This window comes from Burkholderia oklahomensis C6786 (assembly GCF_000959365.1).
In the GTDB taxonomy this organism is placed as follows: Bacteria; Pseudomonadota; Gammaproteobacteria; order Burkholderiales; family Burkholderiaceae; genus Burkholderia; species Burkholderia oklahomensis.
In genome coordinates, this window is sequence record NZ_CP009555.1 from 3,224,317 (window position 1) to 3,244,200 (window position 19,884).

Annotated in this window: 17 protein-coding genes; 16 read left to right on the forward strand and 1 reads right to left on the reverse strand. The window is 67.9% G+C overall.

The genetic code is table 11. The annotated features are described in order from the left end of the window. The first annotated feature begins 7 nt into the window (after nt 1-7). The 12 genes from BG90_RS14445 (at nt 8) to map (ending at nt 13,603) form a co-directional block, all read left to right on the forward strand. Entirely contained in the window at nt 8-832 is an 825-nt protein-coding gene (locus tag BG90_RS14445; RefSeq protein ID WP_025989894.1) for a transketolase, read from the forward strand. Continuing rightward, nucleotides 829-1,737 carry a transketolase family protein gene (locus BG90_RS14450; protein ID WP_010116057.1) on the forward strand — a complete coding sequence of 303 codons (909 nt, stop codon included), beginning with the start codon at nt 829-831 and terminating at the stop codon, nt 1,735-1,737. Before BG90_RS14445 ends, BG90_RS14450 begins: the two co-directional genes overlap by 4 nt. After that, the gene (locus BG90_RS14455) at nt 1,734-2,855 is read left to right on the forward strand and encodes a hypothetical protein (protein WP_025989893.1); all 1,122 of its coding nucleotides are present in this window, start codon (nt 1,734-1,736) and stop codon (nt 2,853-2,855) included. The genes BG90_RS14450 and BG90_RS14455 overlap by 4 nt, the downstream gene beginning before the upstream one ends. Nucleotides 2,856-2,906: 51 nt before the next feature. Beyond that, nucleotides 2,907-4,034, forward strand: a complete 1,128-nt coding sequence (locus BG90_RS14460) for an acyltransferase family protein (RefSeq protein WP_010104782.1) — start codon at nt 2,907-2,909, stop codon at nt 4,032-4,034. A gap of 40 nt (nt 4,035-4,074) precedes the next feature. Further along, entirely contained in the window at nt 4,075-5,169 is a 1,095-nt protein-coding gene (locus tag BG90_RS14465; protein WP_010116052.1) for a phosphoserine transaminase, read from the forward strand. Nucleotides 5,170-5,250: 81 nt separating this feature from the next. Beyond that, nucleotides 5,251-6,069 (forward strand): galactosyltransferase-related protein, encoded by an 819-nt coding sequence (locus BG90_RS14470; RefSeq protein WP_010116050.1) that lies wholly within the window; start codon nt 5,251-5,253, stop codon nt 6,067-6,069. A 142-nt stretch (nt 6,070-6,211) separates the two neighbouring features. Then, nucleotides 6,212-7,177, forward strand: coding sequence for a sulfate adenylyltransferase subunit CysD (cysD, locus tag BG90_RS14475; RefSeq protein WP_045568189.1), 966 nt, complete (start codon nt 6,212-6,214; stop codon nt 7,175-7,177). A 22-nt stretch (nt 7,178-7,199) separates the two neighbouring features. Then, nucleotides 7,200-8,414, forward strand: coding sequence for a GHMP family kinase ATP-binding protein (locus BG90_RS14480; RefSeq protein WP_045568190.1), 1,215 nt, complete (start codon nt 7,200-7,202; stop codon nt 8,412-8,414). 4 nt (nt 8,415-8,418) lie between these two features. Next, the gene (locus BG90_RS14485; RefSeq protein ID WP_025989892.1) at nt 8,419-9,483 is read left to right on the forward strand and encodes a cysteine synthase family protein; all 1,065 of its coding nucleotides are present in this window, start codon (nt 8,419-8,421) and stop codon (nt 9,481-9,483) included. 88 nt (nt 9,484-9,571) lie between these two features. Beyond that, a complete protein-coding gene (locus tag BG90_RS14490; RefSeq protein ID WP_010116027.1) occupies nt 9,572-12,235 on the forward strand; it encodes a lyase family protein in 2,664 nt (887 codons plus the stop codon). A 313-nt stretch (nt 12,236-12,548) separates the two neighbouring features. After that, entirely contained in the window at nt 12,549-12,776 is a 228-nt protein-coding gene (locus BG90_RS14500; protein WP_010104764.1) for a ParD-like family protein, read from the forward strand. Then, the gene (gene map / locus BG90_RS14505) at nt 12,776-13,603 is read left to right on the forward strand and encodes a type I methionyl aminopeptidase (RefSeq protein ID WP_025989891.1); all 828 of its coding nucleotides are present in this window, start codon (nt 12,776-12,778) and stop codon (nt 13,601-13,603) included. Before BG90_RS14500 ends, map begins: the two co-directional genes overlap by 1 nt. 164 nt (nt 13,604-13,767) lie before the next feature. Here the strand turns inward: map and BG90_RS14510 are convergent, their stop codons facing one another. Next, nucleotides 13,768-14,331, reverse strand: a complete 564-nt coding sequence (locus tag BG90_RS14510; RefSeq protein ID WP_010104761.1) for a TetR/AcrR family transcriptional regulator — start codon at nt 14,329-14,331, stop codon at nt 13,768-13,770. Between the two features lie 949 nt (nt 14,332-15,280). Here BG90_RS14510 and fdxA point away from each other — a divergent pair. The 4 genes from fdxA to BG90_RS14535 all read left to right on the forward strand — a co-directional run bounded on the left by fdxA (nt 15,281) and on the right by BG90_RS14535 (nt 19,418). Next, entirely contained in the window at nt 15,281-15,619 is a 339-nt protein-coding gene (gene fdxA, locus BG90_RS14520; RefSeq protein ID WP_025989890.1) for a ferredoxin FdxA, read from the forward strand. Continuing rightward, a complete protein-coding gene (locus BG90_RS14525; RefSeq protein ID WP_010116020.1) occupies nt 15,616-15,795 on the forward strand; it encodes a hypothetical protein in 180 nt (59 codons plus the stop codon). Before fdxA ends, BG90_RS14525 begins: the two co-directional genes overlap by 4 nt. 7 nt (nt 15,796-15,802) lie before the next feature. Continuing rightward, a complete protein-coding gene (locus BG90_RS14530; RefSeq protein WP_010116017.1) occupies nt 15,803-16,576 on the forward strand; it encodes a ferredoxin--NADP reductase in 774 nt (257 codons plus the stop codon). 508 nt (nt 16,577-17,084) lie between these two features. Beyond that, a complete protein-coding gene (locus BG90_RS14535; protein WP_025989889.1) occupies nt 17,085-19,418 on the forward strand; it encodes a molybdopterin-dependent oxidoreductase in 2,334 nt (777 codons plus the stop codon). Nucleotides 19,419-19,884 lie beyond the last annotated feature (466 nt).

A 19,884-nucleotide genomic window follows, 5' to 3' on the forward strand; every position in this document is an offset into this window, starting at 1 on the left:
AACAGGAATCACGATGAATCTCGACAAGCAGGTGCTGGAAAATCGAAAGCGGGTGCTGAAGATGCTGCACGGCGTCGACGGCGGACATTTCGGCGGCGCGATGAGCGTGCTGGATACGCTCGTCGTGCTGTATCACCGCGTGCTTCGGCGCGACGCGGGACGCCGGGCCGCCGGGCTCGGCGACCGGCTGATCCTGTCGAAAGGGCACGCGTCGGTCGCGTTGTACGCGGTGCTCGCTTCGACTGGCGAGTTGCCGGAGGCGGAGCTCGCCACGTACGGCAAGGGCGGCGGCCGTCTGCCGTGCCATCCGGACATGACGTTGCTCGACGCGGTGGATTTCTCCACGGGCTCGCTCGGGCAGGGGCTGTCCGTCGGCCTCGGGATGGCGTTCGCGCTGCGCGGCACCGGCGCGCGCGTCTGGGTCGTGCTTGGCGACGGCGAATGCCAGGAAGGCCAGGTGTGGGAAGCGGCGCAGCTCGCGTCGCGCTACGGCGTCGACAACCTGCATGCGGTCGTCGATCTGAACGGCTTTCAGGAGATGGGCTGGCGCGGCATCGACGGCGTGGTTCCCGATCCGCTGCCCGATGCGGCGCGCAAGTGGGCGGCGTTCGGCTGGCACGTGAGCGAAGCGGCGGGGCACGACCTCGTGCAGCTCGAGACCGCGATGCGCGGGATGACCGCGCAGCGGGGGCGGCCGAGCGTGCTGCTTGCGACCACGGTGAAAGGGCGCGGCATTCCCGCGTTCGAATTCGATCCCGGGCTGTCGCACTGCACGTCGCTCACCGACGATCAGTTCCGGCACGCGGTGGCCGTGGCGGAGGGCGTCGCATGAGGCCCGCCGCACATTGCGTGCAGACGCTCGTCGAGCGCGCCGCGCACGATCGCCGGATCTGGGTGCTCGACGGCGATCTCGCCGATTCGTACGGCGCGGACCGTTTCGCGGCGACCCATCCGGACCGGTTCCTGATGGCGGGGATCGCCGAGCAGTCGATGGTGTCGACGGCGGCGGGCATGGCCGCATGCGGCCTGCGGCCGTGGGTGTTCTCGTTCGCGGCGTTCCTGTGCTACCGCGCCTATGATCAGATCCGTGTCGGTCTCGCGCAGACCGGGATGCCCGTCACGCTCGTCGGCTCGCACGGCGGCGGATGCGGCGGCCCGAACGGCAAGAGCCATCTGGCGCTGAACGACATCGCGGTGATGGCGTCGCTGCCGAACGTCGACGTCTGGACGCCCGCCAGCGATCGCGACACGCGTTTCGTCGTCGATGCGGTGATGGACGCGGATCGGCCCGCGTACATCCGCTACCCGCGCGAGCCGTGGGGCGAGCTGCCCGGCGAGCCTGCCGTGTGTCGCTGGATCGGCGAGCGGCGTCGGTTCGCGCTCGTGAGCTGCGGACTGTTCACGCACGTCGCGGACGGCGCGGCCCGACAACTGCGCGCGCTCGGCGTCGACGCGGGCGCGCTTCACATGGCGCGGCTCGCGCCGTTTCCCGCCGACGCTTTCGCCGCGCTCGTCGACGGCGTCGACGGAATCTGGGTCGTCGACGACCATACTCGCTTCGGCGGTCTTGCCGATCTGCTCCGCGCGAATGGTTACGCGGTCCGCGAGCCGGTGTTCAGCTGGCCGGCGAACTGGAGCGGCGACGTGGGGCCGACCGCCGAGCTGCTGCAGCGTCATGGCCTGTGCGCGGCCGATATCGCCGGGCGGATCGCGGCCGAACTGGGGCGGGGGGGCTGACGATGCCCGCCGATCTGCTCGTGACGGGTTCCGGCTCGCTCGTCGAGGCCGTGCTGTTCGATCTGGCGACGATGCCGGCGCCCGCGGAGCCGATGACGATCATGCTGGCCGCGCGCAATGCGGGCCGGCTCGCGTGGCTCGCGCAGGCCGCGAATGCGCGCGCGTGCGCGCTCGACACGCGTCACCGGGTTGCGTGCCGCGCGATCGACTGGGACGCCCCGGACGATCTCGCGAGGCTCGTCGGCGATTGCGCGCCGAAGGTCGTGTTCCATGCGGCGTCGCTGCAATCGATGTGGGAGATCGCGAGCGGCAACGACGCGTGGGCGGCCGAGATCCGCGCGAGCGGCTACGGCGCGACGCTGCCGCTGCAGCTCGCGCTGGCGCTGCGCGTCGCGCGTGCGATCGGCGAGCGCGCGCCGTCGAGCCGCCTCGTCAACGCGTGCTATCCGGACGCATCGAACGAGATCCTCGTGCGGCTCGGTCACGACGTGACATGCGGCATCGGCAACGTCGCGACGCTGGCCGCGACGTATGCTGCGCAACTGGGCCTCGATGCGCCGTCGCGGCTCCGGATGCTCGCGCATCACCGGCAGGTCGCCGCGGCCATCGCCGGGCAGAGCCGCCTGCATCCGCCGCGGGTGTGGATCGACGGCGCGGCGGCGAGCACGCCGGCTGCGCTGCCCGACGTGCGGCTGCCGGCCGGCCCGGCGCTGAACCTCATCACCGGGGCGACGGGCGCGCGGCTGCTCGCCGCGCTGCTCGGCCGCATCGAGCGCTACGCGGGGCACGCGCCCGGGCCGCTCGGTCTTTGCGGCGGCTATCCGGTGACGCTGTCCGGCGGCCGGCTCGAGGTGGACCTGCCGCCCGGCCTGACGCTCGACGACGCGGTCGCGAGCAATCGCGAATGGGCGCGCGACGAGGGCGTCACGCTCGACGCGCGCGGGGGCGTCCGGATCGCGCGGGCGCGCGCGGCCGTTGAAGGCGATGAGGGGAATGAGGGGGATGAGGACGATGAGGGCGGAACCGCGCTGCCGCTGTCGTATCGCATCGGCGAGATCGAGGACGTCGCTCGACACATTTTGCGCGTGAAGGCGGATTTACAACGCCGCGCCGCTTGAGCGGCCCGCCGCCGGCCGCCGCGGAACGGGAATCTGGAACAGGAATGGAAGATGGAATTGAAAAAACGTAGCGATGGTGTGGACCTGTTGCGCGGGATCGCGATCCTGCTCGTGCTGATCCTGCATTTTCACCTGACATACCGGCTGCACGTCACGCCCCTCGATGCCCCGTGGCTGTCCGACGCGATCAAGGCGATCTCGCGCAACGGCAACTACGGCGTCACGATGTTCTTCGCGGTATCGGGCTTCCTGATCACGTCGACGTCGATCAAGCGCTTCGGCTCGCTCGGCGCGATCCGGCCGGCCACCTTCTACCGGTTCCGGGCGTCGCGCATCCTGCCGTGCCTCGTGCTCGTGCTGGCGGTGATCGTCGCGCTCGGCTCGCTCGGCATGCGCTCGTTCGTCAACAAGCCGGATACGGCGAGCGTGCTCGTCTCGGTGCTGTCCGTGCTGACCTTCTGGCACAACGTGCTGATGTCCAAGGCCGGCTACTTCAACTACAGCATGAACATCCTCTGGTCGCTGTCGGTCGAGGAGGTGTTTTATCTGTCGTTTCCGATTCTGTGCCTGCTGCTGAAGCGCCGCCGCTACATCCTGCTGTTTCTGTGCGTGCCGATCATCGTCGCGCCGGTCTACCGGAGCCTGCACGCGGACGACGAGATCGTCGCGCTGTACGGCTATCTGTCGTGCTTCGACGCGATCGCGATGGGATGCTGCGCGGCGCTGCTGCCCGCGCGCGCCATCTCGCGCGGCTGGAGCCGGGCGATCGGATGGATCGCCGGGGTTGCGATCGCCGCGACGTATCTGTCCGGCCCGATCATGCAGCACGTCGTCTGGGGCGTGTCGGTCGTCGCGTTCTGCACCGCGGTGCTGCTGTACAGCTTCAGAAACGGCGCGCCGCGCGAGGCGGCGGCGCCTTCGCTCGTCTCCCGCTTCGTCGGCTGGTTCGGGCAGCGCAGCTACGAGCTGTACCTGTTTCACATCGTCGTGCTCGGCGTCCTGCGCGAGTACGTCACGCGGGAAAACGTCGACATCTACGCGAAACCGCTGTGGCTCGTCTTCTATCTGTGCGTGTCGGCGCTCGTGGCGCAACTCGTCTTCAAGTACTACTCGGAGCCGCTCAACGGCGCGCTCAGACGGGGGGCGATGCGCCCGTCGGCAGGCTATCTGCAGAAATGATCCGATTCCGGTCCTCACCTTGTCGCGGGAGTGTCGTCAGATGCATCGCAATCAACTGAATTTTTCGGGCGGCCCCGGCGCGCTGCCGGATTCCGTGCTTGAGCAGGTCCGGCAGGCGGTCGTCGAGCTGCCGGAAACCGGCTTGTCGGTGCTGGGCATGAGCCACCGCTCCGGCTGGTTCTCGAATCTGCTCGCGCAGGCGGAAGCGGATCTGCGCGAACTGCTGGGCATTTCGAACGATTACGGCGTCGTGTTCCTGCAAGGCGGCAGCAGCCTGCAGTTCTCGATGATCCCGATGAACTTCTCGCTGCCGGGCGCCGCCGCGCCGGAGTACGTGACGACGGGCTACTGGAGCCGCAAGGCGATCGGCGAGGCGTCGCGCGTCGCCGCGATGCGCGTGGTCTGGGACGGCGCGGCGGGCGGCTACCGCACGCTGCCGCCGCTCGCCGCGCTCGACTGGGATGCGCGCGCGTCGTTTCGTCACTACGTGTCCAACGAGACCGTCGAGGGACTTCAGTTTCCGGAGGTGGAGGATCTGCCCGGCAGCCCGCTGATCGCGGACATGTCGTCGGACTTCATGTCGAGGCCGTTCAGCGTGGACGCGTACGGAATGGTCTACGCGCACGCGCAGAAGAATCTGGGGCCCGCCGGCGTGACGGTGGCGATCATCCGGCGCGCGCTCCTCAAGCGCATTCCCGACACGCTGCCGCCGATGCTCGATTTCCGCACGCACGTCGAGCATCGGTCCAACTACAACACGCCGCCCGTATTCGCGATCTACGTGATGGCGCTCGTGCTGCGCTGGATCAGGGACGCCATCGGCGGCGTGGGCGCGATGCGCGACATCAATGCGCGCAAGGCCGCCGCGCTCTACGCGACGCTCGACGCGCTGGACGAGGTGATCGACTGCCATGCGCAGAAGGCGGCGCGCTCGACGATGAACGTCGCGTTCCGCTTCAGGGACGCGCGGCTCGACACGCTCTTCAAGGAGAAGTCCGCCGAGGCCGGCCTGTCCGGCCTGAGCGGGCACCGCTCGATCGGAGGCATCCGGGCGTCGCTGTACAACGCGGTATCGGAACAAGCGGTGGGCCGGCTGACCGCGTTCCTGAAGGACTTCGCGATCCGCCATGCGTGACGGATCGGCGATCGTCGGCGCGACGCGCGCGAGAACATGCGTCGCTTCATCGACATCTGCTCAACCAGAAGGAGATTGACCATGCTTTCCATCATCGTGACATGGCGAAACCGGAACGAGCTGGCTGGCGCGTTGCCGGGGCTCGTCGAGACCGCGGGCCGATTGAACGGCGAGATCGTGATCGTGAATTTCGGCGGCGACGCGGATAGCCTCGCCCGCCAGCTCGAAGGTCACGAGCATGCGGTCCACGTCGCCGAGCTGCGCGAGCAGCGCTATTTCCACAAGACGAAGGCGCAGAATCTCGGCGCGCACGCGGCCCGTCACGACATTCTGTTCTTTTGCGACTGCGACATCATCGTCGATCCGGACGTGATCGTGTCGCTCGTGCGCAAGCTCGATGCGACGCCCGGCACGTTCGCGACCCTGAAGGGAGTGCGCGAGACCGAACAGAATTCGCGGCAGGCGAAGAACGTCGTTTGCTTCGGCTACCGCCTGGAAGTCAAGATCCGGAACGGCCGCGCGCTCACGATCGTCGACAACGAGGAAGATGCGCAGGACGGCACGCGCCAGGCGCCCGGGCTGCTGCTCGTCAGGAAGCGGGACTTCCTGTCGGTGAACGGCTACAACGGGCGTCTGCACGGATGGGGCTGGGAGGATCAGGACATGATCTCGCGGCTGACCCTCGGGGCCGGCCTCGTGCGGCACGTCGACGGTCACGCGCTGCACATCTCGCACGACGATCACGCGCGCGTGTCGCAGTACCCGATGGCGAACCGCTGGGAGAGCCGCGACAAGATGTTCAGGCAGGCGCTCGCGTACTACGACGACGACGATTTTCTCGGGACGTACGCCGAGGACGTCGAGCATTTCGCGGCGGACATGGGCGTGGCCTGCTCATGAGCGACGCGCGCCGGGCCGCGGCGAAGCGGCCCGGCGACAGCCGCGCGGCCGGCATCGCCTTTCACAGGCTTGGCCGGCGCGCGGGACCGACGCCGTCGCACGGCGATCGCGCCGCATGTGCGCAGAACCGGGGACCGGAACAATGAATGCCTCGCTCGAACCGTCCGCTTTTGCCCCGCCCGCCGGCGCGTCGTCCGGCCGGATGGGCCATCTCGACTGGCTCGAAGCCGAGTCGATCCACATCCTGCGCGAGCTCGTCGCCGAGTGCAGCAAGCCCGCGCTGCTGTTCTCGGGCGGCAAGGATTCGGTCGTCGTGCTGCATCTCGCGCTGAAGGCGTTCGGGCTCGGCGCGAACCGCAGGACGTCGCTGCCGTTCCCGCTCGTGCACATCGACACGGGCCACAACTACGACGAGGTGATCGACTTCCGCGACCGCCGCGCGAAGGAAATCGGCGCGGAACTCGTCGTCGGCCACGTCGAGGATTCGATCAAGCGCGGCACCGTCGTGCTGCGCCGCGAGACCGATTCGCGCAACGCCGCGCAGGCGGTCACGCTGCTCGAGACGATCGAGGCGCACGGCTACACCGCGATGATCGGCGGCGCGCGGCGCGACGAGGAGAAGGCGCGCGCGAAGGAGCGGATCTTCTCTTTCCGCGACGAATTCGGCCAGTGGGACCCGAAGGCGCAGCGCCCGGAATTGTGGAGCCTGTTCAACGCGCGCCTGCACCGCGGCGAGCACCTGCGCGTGTTCCCGATCTCGAACTGGACCGAGCTCGACGTATGGCAGTACATCGCGCGCGAGAAGCTCGAGCTGCCGTCGATCTACTACGCGCACCGCCGCGAGATCGTGCGGCGCAACGGCCTGCTCGTGCCCGTCACGCCGCTTACGCCGATGCGCGAGGGCGAGACGGGCGAGACGGCGCTCGTACGTTTCCGCACGGTCGGCGACATCTCGTGCACGTGCCCGGTCGAGAGCGACGCGGACGACGTCGAGAAGATCATCGCGGAGACGGCGGTGACCGGGATCACGGAGCGCGGCGCGACGCGGATGGACGACCAGACGTCCGAGGCCGCGATGGAGCAGCGCAAGAAGCAGGGCTATTTCTGACGCACGCGAGGACATTCCCATCATGAGCATCATCGACAACAACGAAGACCTCGGCGTGCTGCGCTTCATCACGGCGGGCAGCGTCGACGACGGCAAGAGCACGCTGATCGGGCGGCTGCTGTACGACAGCAAGGCGGTGCTGTCCGACCAGCTGTCCGCGCTGTCGCGCGCAAAGAACAAGCGCACGGTCGGCGACGAGCTCGACCTCGCGCCGGGCCGCCACGAGGATGCGGCGCCGGACCTCGATGCGATTGCTCGCGCACGCGCGGCGGACCGGCTTTCGGCGGACGCCGACGGCAATGCCGGGCGCAACGCCGAGCGGCCGTTCGCCAAGCCTGGAAGGCCGCCGCCGGGACGCGCGCATTCGCCGGCCAGGCGCCTCTTCTCGGTCGGCAACGCCCCGGCCACGTTCGGCGAACTGGTGCAGGGGCGCGAACCGGTGTCCGGAGACGATTTTCTGATCACGCTTCCGATTACGTTGACGTCGACCGCCCGATTCTGCCGCTTCCGGCATTCCGATCGCCTGTATGTTTTCCCTGCGAGCAAGAGGAAATCGCTGAAGGCGGCCACGCTTTTTTTCGATCGATTCGGCATCCGAACGGGCGGCGTCCTGCAGATCTGCAGCGACGTGTCCGAGGGCAAGGGGCTCGCGAGCTCGTCCTCCGACATCGTCGCGACGCTGCGCGCGCTCGCCGTGTGCTTCGAGATTCCGCTTTCGCCCGACGACATGTGCGCGATCATCCGCGAGATCGAGCCGACCGACGGCGTGATGTTCGACGAATCGGTCGCGTTCTTCCATCGCAGGGTCGAGCTCGGCAAGGTGATGGGCAAGCTGCCGAAAATCTGCATCCTCGCGATCGACGAAGGCGGCACGATCGATACCGTCGAGTACAACGGCCATCGCTTCGAATTCTCCCGCGACGAAGCGGACCAGTATGCGGCGCTCCTCGCCGACGTCGACGCGGCGATCTCGCGCAGCGACGTCCGGCAAATCGGGCGCGCCGCGACGCTCAGCGCGCAAATGCACCAGAAGCGCAACCCGAAGCGGACGCTGCGGCAGCTCGAAGCGCTGATGCGCGAAGTCGGCGCGGACGGCATCGTCAACTGCCACAGCGGCACCTTCATCGGCCTGTGCTTCGATGCGTCGCATCCCGACGCGCTCGACACGATCGCGCACGCCGAGCGCACGCTGCGCGACGCGCTTCGCCAACCCATCTCGCGATTCTTCACCAGGTGAGCTCATGACATACGGCACTGCAGCGAACAGGAAAACCCGAGAGAAAGTCTCCGATGCGATGGCCGAGCCGCGCATCGTCCAGCTCTCGCCGAATCTTTACGCGGTCGCGCTCGAAGTGATGAAGATCATTCCGGCCAAGCACATCATCGAGCAGGCGATGCGCGACGGCAGGATCGATCGGAACACGCTCGTCGTCGAGTCGTCGAGCGGCAACTTCGCGCTCGGCCTCGCGGTGGTGTGCCGCGAGCAGGGACTCAAGCTGAGGATCGTCGGCGATCCGGCGATCGATCCGAAGCTGCGCGGCATGCTGCACAACCTCGGAGCCGAAGTCGACATCATCGAGCAACCGGATGCGTTCGGCGCGTACCAGCGCCTGCGGCTCGCGCGCGTCGCGCAATTGCTCGACGCGCATCCGAACGCGTTCTGGGTGCAGCAATACGACAACCCGCAGAATCCCGATGCGTATCGCTCGCTCGCCGAGCGGCTGCTCGACGAAGTCGGCCCGGCGTTCGATCTCGTCGCGTGCGTCGGCTCGGGCGGCTCGTCGGTCGGCCTCGCGACGCACCTGCGGCGGCACAGCGGGCAGGTCCGCGTGACGGGCGTCGACACGTTCAGCAGCGTGCTGTTCGGCTTGCCGGACGGCAAGCGCACGCTTCGCGGGCTCGGCAACAGCATCATGCCGAAGATCCTCGATCACACGCAGTTCGACGAAATCCACTGGCTCACGAGCCCGCAGGCGAATCTCGCCGCGATCGAGCTGCATGCGAGGCACGGCCTGTTCTGCGGCCCGACGAGCGGCGCCGCCTACCGGATCGCGCGCCACGCGGCGGCGCGGCAGCCCGAGCGCAAGACGCTGTTCGTCGCGCCCGATACGGGCTACCGCTATCAGGACACGATCTTCGACGAACGCTGGCTGAAGATGAACGGCGAGATCGCCGGCGCGCCGTGCGCCGCCCCTCATCGCGTCGAGCGGCTCGATCAAGTCGATCCCGCGCGCGAGTGGGCCTGCATCGCATGGGGGCGCAAGTCGCTCGCCGAGCAGCAGGGGCGCGTGGCGCTCGGCGCATGACGCATTGCGCACGCGCGGCCCGGCCCGCATCCGCCCGGCGCCCGGAAGGCGCGTCCGGCCCCTCATTCATCGACGTTTCGCGGAAAACATGACGGGCATCTTCGTCTTCATCGAAAGCAACACGACCGGCACCGGCGAACTCCTCGTGCGCAAGGCGCTGCAACGCGGCCTCACGCCGTACTTCCTCACGGCCGATCGCGGCAAGTATCCGTTTCTCGACGCAGTCCGGGTCGTGACGGTATCGATCGACACGAGCGACGCCGACGGAATTCACGACTTCGTGTCGTCGCTCGGCGGCGTCGTGGGCGTTCTGTCGTCGTCCGAATATTTCATCGAAGTCGCGAGCGAAGTCGCGCGGCGGCTCGGATTGCCGACCGCGAACACCGAAGCGACGCGCATTTGCCGCGACAAGAAGCGTCTCGCGGACGCGCTCGCCGAGCACGGGCTCGACGCGCCGCGCACGCGTGCGCTTTCGCTCGACACCGACGCGCCGCCCGCGCTCGACGGGTTGGCCTATCCGGTTGTCGTCAAGCCGAGAACGGGCTCCGGAAGCGTCGGCGTGCGACTGTGCGCGAATGCGGAAGAGGCGGGCGAGCACTGCGCCGCGCTGTACCGCGCGGGCACGCACGCGGCGCTCGTGCAGACCTATGTCGAAGGCGACGAGTATTCGGTCGAGACGCTGACGGTCGAGCACGAGACGCAAATCGTCGGCATCGTCAGAAAACGCCTCGGGCGCGAGCCGCACTTCGTCGAGATCGGCCACGACTATCCGGCGCCGTTGTCGAGCGGGCAGCGCGAGCGAATCGAGCGCACGGTGCTGCGCGCGCTCGAGGCGGTCGGCTATGCGTTCGGGCCCGCGCACACCGAGCTGCGCGTGCGCGGCGACACGGTCACGATCATCGAGATCAACCCGCGCCTGGCGGGCGGCCTGATTCCGGTGCTGCTCGGCGAGGTGTTCGGCGTGGACCTGCTCGACCACGTGCTCGACATGTGGCTCGGCGTGGCCGCGTTTCCCGATCTCACCGCGAAGCGCTACGGCGCGATCCGCTTCGCGCTGCCGGCGCGCGAGGGCGTGCTCAAAAGCCCGCTCGCGATACCGGCGGACATCGCCGCGACGCCCGAGCTTCGGTATTTTCATCCGATCGCGCGGCCGGGCGACGCGCTGCGGCTCGAAGGCAGCTTCCGCGACCGCATCGCCGCCGTCGTCTGCGCGGGCGATCATCGCGAATCGGTCGAGGCGGTCGCCGAGCGCGCCGTCGCCGAGCTGCAAGCCGACATCGACGCCGACGCGCCCGTGCCCGTGCCCGCGGCGGCGCCGAACGCGACGCCGCCGGGCCTGCCGGCGCGCCTGCAGGCGATCGTCTACGGCGACGGGGCGAGCGAAGCGCCGCTCGCGGATCTCGACTATCTGTTCGATCTGAACGAGGCGCACCTCGTCATGCTGGGGGCGACGCGCATCGTCGCGCTCGACCGGATCAGGCCGCTTCTCGACGCCCACCGTCGACTGCGGCGCGCGGGCTACGAGCCGCTGCTCGCGCGGCCGAAGCCGCGAGGCTTGTACATGCTCGTCGAAAACTACCTGATCGAGACGCTCGGTGAGGACGTCGGCGGCGTGCTGCAAACGGGCCGCTCGCGCAACGACATCAACGCGGCCACGACCAAGCTGCATCTGCGCGACGCGACGTCGCGCGCGTTCGACGCGCTATGGCGCCTGCGGCGCGCCATCGTCTTCAAGGCGTCGGCGAACGTGGAGCGTGCGTTCCCGATCTACAGCCAGTATCAGCCGGCGCTGCCGGGCACGCTCGCGCATCAGTTGCTCGCGTACGACGACGCGCTCGCGAACGAAATCCACGCGCTGTTCGCGCTGTTTCAGCACATCGACGTCTGCCCCCTCGGCGCCGGCGCGGGCGGCGGCACGACGTTGCCGATCGATCCGGAGCTCGTCTGCCGGCTGCTCGGCTTCGAGCAGCCGGCGTCGAACAGCCTCGATGCGGTGGCGAACCGCAGCGGCGTCGTCCATTTCCTGTCTGCGATGAACGCGATCGGCCTCGTGCTGTCGCGTCTCGCGCAGGATCTGCAAATGTGGACGACGGCGGAGTTCGCGCTCGTCTCGCTGCCCGCCGCGTTGACGGGCGGCTCGTCGATGCTGCCGCAAAAGAAGAACCCGTTTCTCGTCGAATTCGTGAAGAGCCGCGCGGGCGTGCCGCTCGGCGCGCTCGCGAGCTGCTCGGCGACGCTCGGCAAGACGCCGTACACGAACTCGTTCGAAGCGGGCTCGCCGATGAACGGGCTGATTACGCAGGCGTGCGCCGCGATCGAAGAGGCCGCGGCGGTCGGCGCGCTGCTGATCGACGGGCTCGAAGCGGCGGATGCGCGCATCGACGCGCATCTGAAGGACGCGGGGGTGGTCGCGATGGCGGTGGCCGAATCGCTCGTCGTCCGCCGGTCGCTCGATTTTCGCTCGGCGCATACGCAGGTCGCGCAAGCGGTGCGGGACAGCCTCGCACACGGGCGCTCGAGTTACGACGCGCTCGTCGCGCTGGATCCCGACTTCGTGTCGCGCAGTCCGCTCCATTGGGCGCGCAGCCATCGTTTCGGCGGCGGTCCGGGCGCGGCGGACCTGAACCATGGCGTCGCGCGCGCGTGCCGCGCGCTGGCCGATGACGAAGCCGCGTTTCGCCGCAGGCAGGACGTGTGGCGGGAGGCGGAGCAGATGCGGCGGCTCGCGGTGGAACAACTGGCGGGCGACTGATTCCGGCCCGTGCGCGAAAAACCGTCGTCGTGAGCGCGGCGCGTACGGCGTGGCCGATGCATGCGGTTCGTCCCGTTCGTTCCGTTCGTCCATTCGGACGCCGGCGTGCGAGTCCGAGTTGTGTTCCGAGGACGCGCGGATGCCGGCGCGCCTGACGACGTCGGCGACATCGGCGAGACGGCGCGCAGCCGCTGTTCGATCAAGCCGGCCGCCCGGCGCGCGACGTCTGCGGTCGCCGCCGGTTCGGCGGCTTGATCGATTCCCGGTTTGTGGATAATATACGTTTCGTATATAAACCGTATAAATCCGTGCAATGGGAATAGTCAAGATATCCGACGCGATGCATGAATCGCTGCGCCACGCGAGCGCCGCGCTGAGCCGGTCGATCAACGCGCAGGCGGAGCACTGGCTGCGAATCGGGATGCTCGTGGAATTGCATCCGACGCTCAGCTATGCGGAGATCTGCCGTCTGTTGATCGAGACGGAAATTCAGGGCGACGAAGCGACGTCGCCGGCCGACGGCGCGGCGAGGAGCGCATGATGGCGCGTTCACGACAAGTGCCGATCCGCTCGAAAGCCGAGATCGAGATGGCGCGCCGCGCGGGCATGATGGCCGCGGAGGTGCTGAGCATGATCGCGCCGCATGTGAAGGCCGGCGTGACGACGAACGCGCTCGACCGGCTATGCCGCGAGTACATCGTCGACGTCCTGCGCGCGCGGCCCGCGAACATCGGCTACCACGGGTACCCGAAGACGATCTGCGCGTCGGTGAACCACGTGGTCTGCCACGGCATTCCTTCCGATCACGCGTTGCAGGACGGCGATATCGTCAATATCGACGTCGCGCTCGACAACGACGGCTGGTATGGCGACACGAGCCGCATGTACTTCGCCGGGGAGCCGGCAGCGCCGGCGCGGCGTCTCGTCGATGCGACCTACGAAGCGATGATGGCGGGAATCGCGGCGGTGCGCCCGGGCGCGACGCTCGGCGACGTCGGCCATGCGATCCAGCGCGTCGCGCATCGCGAGGGCTTCAGCATCGTGCGCGAGTATTGCGGTCACGGCATCGGCCGCATCTATCACGACGAGCCGCAAGTGCTCCATTACGGACGGCCGGGCGCGGGGCTGCGTCTCGCGCCCGGGATGATCTTCACCATCGAGCCGATGCTCAATGCGGGGCGCGCCGAAACGCGGCAACTCGCCGACGGCTGGACGGTCGTGACGCAGGATCGCTCGTGGTCCGCGCAGTGGGAGCATATGGTCGTCGTGACGGAAGACGGCTTCGACATTCTGACGCCGTGGCCGGATCGCGATCTCGCGCGGCGGCCGGTCGCCGCAAGCGCGACGGGCACGGCCGTGCAGGGCTGAATCGTCCGGGATCCGGACGGTCGAGCGCGGCCGCGCGTCGGGCAGGGCGGCACGTGGCCGGTTTGTGCCGGCCGCGATATTGTCGCTCGGGCGTTGCGTGCGCCTCGTGCGCAGGCCGGCATCCGGCTCGCGCGCGGCTTACGCCGGCGTGACGCGCGCGCGCGTCACTTCTTCGGCGCGTTGCCGTCGAACGATCGCATCGTATAGGCGAGCACCGAGCGCAGCACTTCGCTGCGGCGCTCGGGCGTCGCCATCGCGCGCGCGACGAGCACTGCGCCGATCGCCGCGCATCCGAGCGTCCATGCCGCTTCGTCGTCGTGCAGCGCGTTCGCGAGCGACGTCTGAAAGCGCTTGATCAGGTCTTCGAACATCTTGCGGGTCTCGACGTCGGCGCGCGCGATCTCCGCGCCGAGCGCGGGCACCGGGCAGCCGAGCTCCGGGTGATCGGCGTGCGCGGTGCTCAGATAGCTTCGCAGCGCGGCGACGAGGTCGTCCGTCGAGCGGTGCTCGACCGTCGCGAGCACCTTCGACATCTCGTGCTCGACGATCGCGCGCAGGAATTCCGGCTTCGAGCGGAATTGCGAATAGAACGCGCCCGTCGTCACGCCGGCCGCCGCGGTGAGCGCGTCCATGCCGGTGTTCGCGAAGCCGTTCTGCTTTGCAAGCGCGGCGCCGGCCTCGACGAGGCGCGCCCGGCTCGCCTCCTTGTGTTTCGGTGAGTAACGCATGTCCGTTCCGTATTCGAGGCTTTGTTCGATTGACGTCGATGGAAGTATAGAATAACGTCCGTTACCATAACGATCGTTATTCGAAGATTCGCCGGTCGCGTGCAGTCCGCTCCCGGCGGGCCGCGCATCCGTCATCGACCGGGAAAAACCGCATGCGTTCTCCGCACGCTCGATTGCGGTTTCGAGGCTTGCGGTTTCGAGGTCGACGTGGACCTGGACAAGTGCGCGAGGGGTTGTGGCGATGGAGCGCATCTTGTTTCGGATATCTATCCGTTCGAGCGAGCGTGCGGTGTGCGTTGCATTGCCATCGGCATCGCGAAGGCGGCCGCTTGACGCCCCGCTCGAGCGCGCACCCGAGGCGGCCTCATGTGTGCGACGCAAGACGACATCGCGCGGCGCGCGCTCGCGTTGCATGCGTCGCGCGGTGATGACGCGCCCGCGTCCGTCGGGGGCGGGCAGGGCGGGCGATCCCGGCGGCATTGCGTGGCTGGCCCGCTGGCGACCGCGCCTGGACGCGACGCGAGTCGATGTCCGTCTGGCGGCCGATCGACGGCGGTGCTCCCTCGCGCGTCGACCGTCGCCGTCCGCGCGATGCGCGCGTCATATCGCTGCGTTGCGCATTTCGTCGCCGAACTGAGCGTGTACGCCACGTCGCCGGACGATTCCGCTTCCCGGTCGATTCGCATCGATTCGCATCGATTCGCGAGCGGGAAGACACGCTTGGTCGTCGGACTTTCGATTCGGACTCCGTATCGTCATGCGGGGTGTGTGATCGATATCAGGTAGTCGAGCCATTCTAGAATCGCTGCTTGATAGGTTCTAAAGTAGAACTTACTATGTGCGCGAAACGATCCGGGCATACGGGCGCTCGGCGGAAGGCCGCGTAGTCCGGCGCGCGTCGTTCGATCCAAAATGCGCGGACCCGAGTCCGCCTTCAGGGAGATACGGCATGACCTTTGTCGTGATGGAAGGGTGCATTCGCTGCAAGCACACCGATTGCGTGGCAGTGTGTCCCGTCGACTGCTTTCACGAGGGACCCAATTTTCTCGTCATCGATCCCGACGAATGCATCGACTGCGCGCTGTGCGAGCCGGAGTGTCCGATCGACGCGATACGCGCCGCCGACGATCTGCCGGACGATCAGACGCATTTCGTCGCGCTCAACGCCGAGCTCGCCCGGCATCCGAGCTGGCCGCGAATCACCGGCAAGAAATCGGCGCTTCCCGATCACGCGACGTGGACCGACGTGAAGGGCAAGCTCGACCAGTTGGATCGCAACGGCGCGTGAAGCCCGTGATGTCGCGTGACGTGGAGCCGGGCTTGCGCCGCCTAGAACCGCCGGCCGGTTGCGTCCGGCTGCGCGCCGCCATCGTCGCCGCGATGCCGCTGAAGCCCGAGCGGCATCACTTCGATCTGAGCGCGCCGCCGCAAATCGTGCGCTTCATGAACATGACAGGGGATTGAGGAAAAGATGTCCGCGAACGCCCACGAAACCGTGCTGTCCGTTCACCACTGGAACGACACGCTGTTCAGCTTCAAGACGACGCGCGATCCGGGCCTGCGTTTCAAGACCGGCCAGTTCGTGATGATCGGGCTCGAGATCGACGGCAGGCCGCTGATGCGCGCGTACAGCGTCGTCAGCGCGCACTACGACGATCATCTGGAGTTCTACAGCATCAAGGTGCCCGATGGCCCGCTGACGTCGCGCCTGCAACATCTTCGAATCGGCGACAAGCTGCTCGTCGGGCGCAAGCCCACCGGCTCGCTGATCATCGACAATCTGCGGCCGGGCAAGCATCTCTATCTGCTGTCGACGGGCACGGGCCTCGCGCCTTTCATCAGCGTGATCCGCGACCCCGACTACTACGACGCGTTCGACAAGATCGTCCTGGTGCACGGCGTGCGCTGGAAGAGCGAGTTGGGCTATTTCGACCACATCACCGCGGAGTTGCCCGAAAACGAGTACTTCGGCGATCTCGTGCGAGGCAAGCTGATCTATTACCCGACCGTGACCCGCGAAGCGTTCGAGCGCCGGGGGCGTCTGACCGAGCTGATCGACTCGGGCAGTCTGTTCGACGACACCGGTCTGCCGCCGCTCGATCCCGAGGTCGATCGCGTGATGATCTGCGGCAGCCCGAGCATGCTCGCCGATCTGGTCGAGATGCTGGAGCGGCGCGGCTTCGTCGAAGGCACGAGCCAGGCGCCGGGCGATTACGTGATCGAGCGCGCGTTCGTCGAGAAATGACGGCATGCCCCGGCGCATTGCTTGGGGCGCGACGTTGGCGCACGAGATTTCGCACGCGCATCGGGCAGTGCGGCTCGGGTCGAGCGGCGCGCGCGGTGCCCGGGGCGTCGTGCGGCACGGCGAAACGGGCGGCTCTCGGGCGGCTCTCGATTCGAGCCGCTTGCGAAGGTCGGCAGCCGCTTCGGCGGTTCGCGTTCGACGCTTCGCGCGAAGCGATTCGGCGTTCGAACGGCGTGTCGGCCGGAGCGCCAATCGTCATGCCGGCAGCGACCGTGAGCGCATCCGCGTCCGTATTTGCGTCCGTATTCGCGGAATCGCTCTCCCGCGCCACCGCATCTGCGTCGGTGCCGCGCTCGCGGCGCGCGTCGTTGTGTTTCGCGGCCGACGCACAAGCGGTGCATTCGCCGTGTTTGGAGCCTCTGTTCGATTGACTTCGATCAATGCATGAAATAACGTTCGTTACAGTAACGATCGTTATTTCATATTCACTTTTCCCCGATCCCGGCTCATGCGCCGGCAGATGGAGCGTGCGATGGCAGTCGAAAAAACCGCCTGTATTTTGTGTTCGCGCAATTGCGGCCTTGTCGTCGACGTCGTGGACGGCAAGTTCGCGAAAATCCGCGGCGACGACGATCATCCGGTTTCGAAAGGCTATCTGTGCCAGAAGGCCGCGCGCCTCGCGTACTACCAGCATCACGACGATCGCCTGACGCATCCGCTGCGCCGCGAGCCCGACGGCAGCTTCGTGCGCGTCACGTGGGACGAGGCGCTCGACGATATCGCGCAGCGTCTCGTCGCGCTGCGCGAGCGGCACGGCGGCGATGCATTCGCGTTCGTCGGCGGCGGCGGGCAGGGCAATCACGTCGGCGGCGCATACAGCCGGCAGTTGCTCGCGGCGATGCGAAGCCGCTATGCATACAACGCGCTCGGCCAGGAGAAGACGGGCGATTTCTGGCTCAACGGCCGGTTGTTCGGTCGTCAGGATTGCCACACGACCGAGGACATCGAGCACGCGGACTACGTGCTCATCATCGGCGCGAATCCGTATCAGGCGCACGGCATCCCGAACGCGCGCGACACGCTGCGCGATCTGAAGAAGGATCCGATGCGCACGCTCGTCGTCGTCGATCCGCGCCGCTCGGAGACGGCGAAGATCGCTGATCTGCATCTGCAGGTGCGGCCCGGCGCGGATGCGTATCTGATGAGCGCGATGCTCGCGATCATCCTGCGCGACGGGCTGATCGACCGCGAGTTCATCGCGCGGCGCTGCGCGGGTTTCGAGTTCGTCGAGCGCGCGCTGCGCGCTGTGCCGATCGCCGAATACGCACGCCGCGCGGACGTGCCGCTCGACGACATCGAGCGTGTCGCGCGCGGATTTGCGACTGCGCGCGCCGCATGCCTGCGCATCGATCTCGGCATCCAGCACACGCTGCACACGACGCTCAACGGCTATCTCGAGAAACTGCTGTTTCTGCTGACCGGCAACTTCGGCAAGCGCGGCGGCAACAACCTGCATTCGTTCCTGCTGCCCGTCATCGGTCATACGGACGAGCGCGCGACCAGGAACGGCAAGCCGCTCAAGCGGACCGCGCATCACCGGATGTTTCCGATCGCGGGCATTTATCCGCCGAACATCCTGCCCGACGAGATCGAGCTCGCGGGCGAGAAGCGCGTGCGCGCGGCGTTCGTCGACAGCGCGAACCCGGTCGTCACGTATGCCGATTCGAACGCGTACGAGCGCGCGTTCGGCAAGCTGGATCTGCTCGTCGTGATCGACGTCGCGATGACCGAGACCGCGCGTCTCGCGCATTACGTGCTGCCCGCCGCGTCGCAGTTCGAGAAATGGGAGGCGACGGGCTTCAACCTCGAGTTTCCCGCGAACGCGTTCCATCTGCGCCATCCGCTGCTGCCGCCGCTCGGCGAATCGCTGCCCGAGCCGGAGATCTACACGCGGCTGCTCGAGAAGATGGGCGAGCTGCCGCGCCGCTTTCCCATCCTCGAGCGCGTCGCGCGGCTCGAGCCGCGCGCGTCGAAGCATCTGGCCTACATGGGCGCGCTCGGGATCGTGCTTGCGGCGAACAAGAAGTGGCAGCGTCACGCGGCGTCGATCGTCTATCGAACACTCGGCCGCGCGCTGCCGAACGACGCGGCGGCGACCGCGCCGCTGCTGCCGCTCGCGATGCTGTATGCGCAACAGCACCATGCGGCCATGCGCCGCGCGGGATTTCGCGGCAATCGCGCGACACTCGGCACCGCGCTCTTTCGCGCGATTCTCGAGCGGCGCTCGGGGACGTTGATCAGCGTTCACGAATTCGACGAAATGTGGCGCTTCATCCGCCATCCGGACGGCCGTGTGCATCTGCACATTCCCGAGATGATCGACGAGTTGCGCGCGCTCGAGACGGAGACGCCGCCCGGCGCCGACTATCCGTTCGTGCTGATGGCGGGCGAGCGGCGCTCGTACAACGCGAACCAGATCTATCGCGATCCGACGTGGCGCAAGGTCGATCCGCACGGCTCGCTGCGGATTCATCCCGACGATGCGGCGGCGCTCGGCGTCGCGGACGGCGGCAAGCTCGTATGCGCGTCCGCGACGGGCAGCATCGAAGTCGTCGTCGAGGTCGACGACAGCGTGCGGCGCGGGATGGTCACGCTGCCGCACGGCTACGGCATGCGCTACAAGGGCGGGCCGCCGATCGGGCCCGAGCTCAATCGTCTGACGTCGGGCGCGCATTGCGATCCGCTGTCGCGCACGCCTTATCACAAGTACGTGCCCGTGCATTTGCGCGTCGTCGATACGCCGGTTGCCGCGCCGGCGACCGCCGAGGCCGAGCCGGCCTGATTGCGTGCGCCGCGCCGCGCGCGGCGGTCTGCTTGCGGCGGATGTCGGGGTGGGGCGCGGCTGTCCGCGCGTCGAAGCGCGCGGCGCGACCCGCGCGGTGACGGCAAGCGCGGCGGTGGCGCACGCGTCACGCATTCACCACGCCGCCCGGCGTTCGGCGCGCCGCCGCGTTCGCTTCCAATTTCCCCGCTCGGCCCGCCGGTTCGTTCGCGCATGCCGGCCGGGCGGGCTGGCAAGACGTTCGTCGATTCGCCGCGGCCGTTGCGCCGGCGGGCGGGCCACGCTGCCGCCCCGTTGCCGTTTGGTTCTCGATCTTTCCCTTCCGTCTCGTCAGTCCTTTCGCCGCGCCGCCTTTGCCGCCGCCGCGTCGCAGCGTTTCAGCAGCGTGGCCGACGGGCCGGCCGCCTGGCCGTTGCGGGCCCGAATGTAACCAAAAGTTAGCCCGCCGATGCGGCTGCGATGCAGC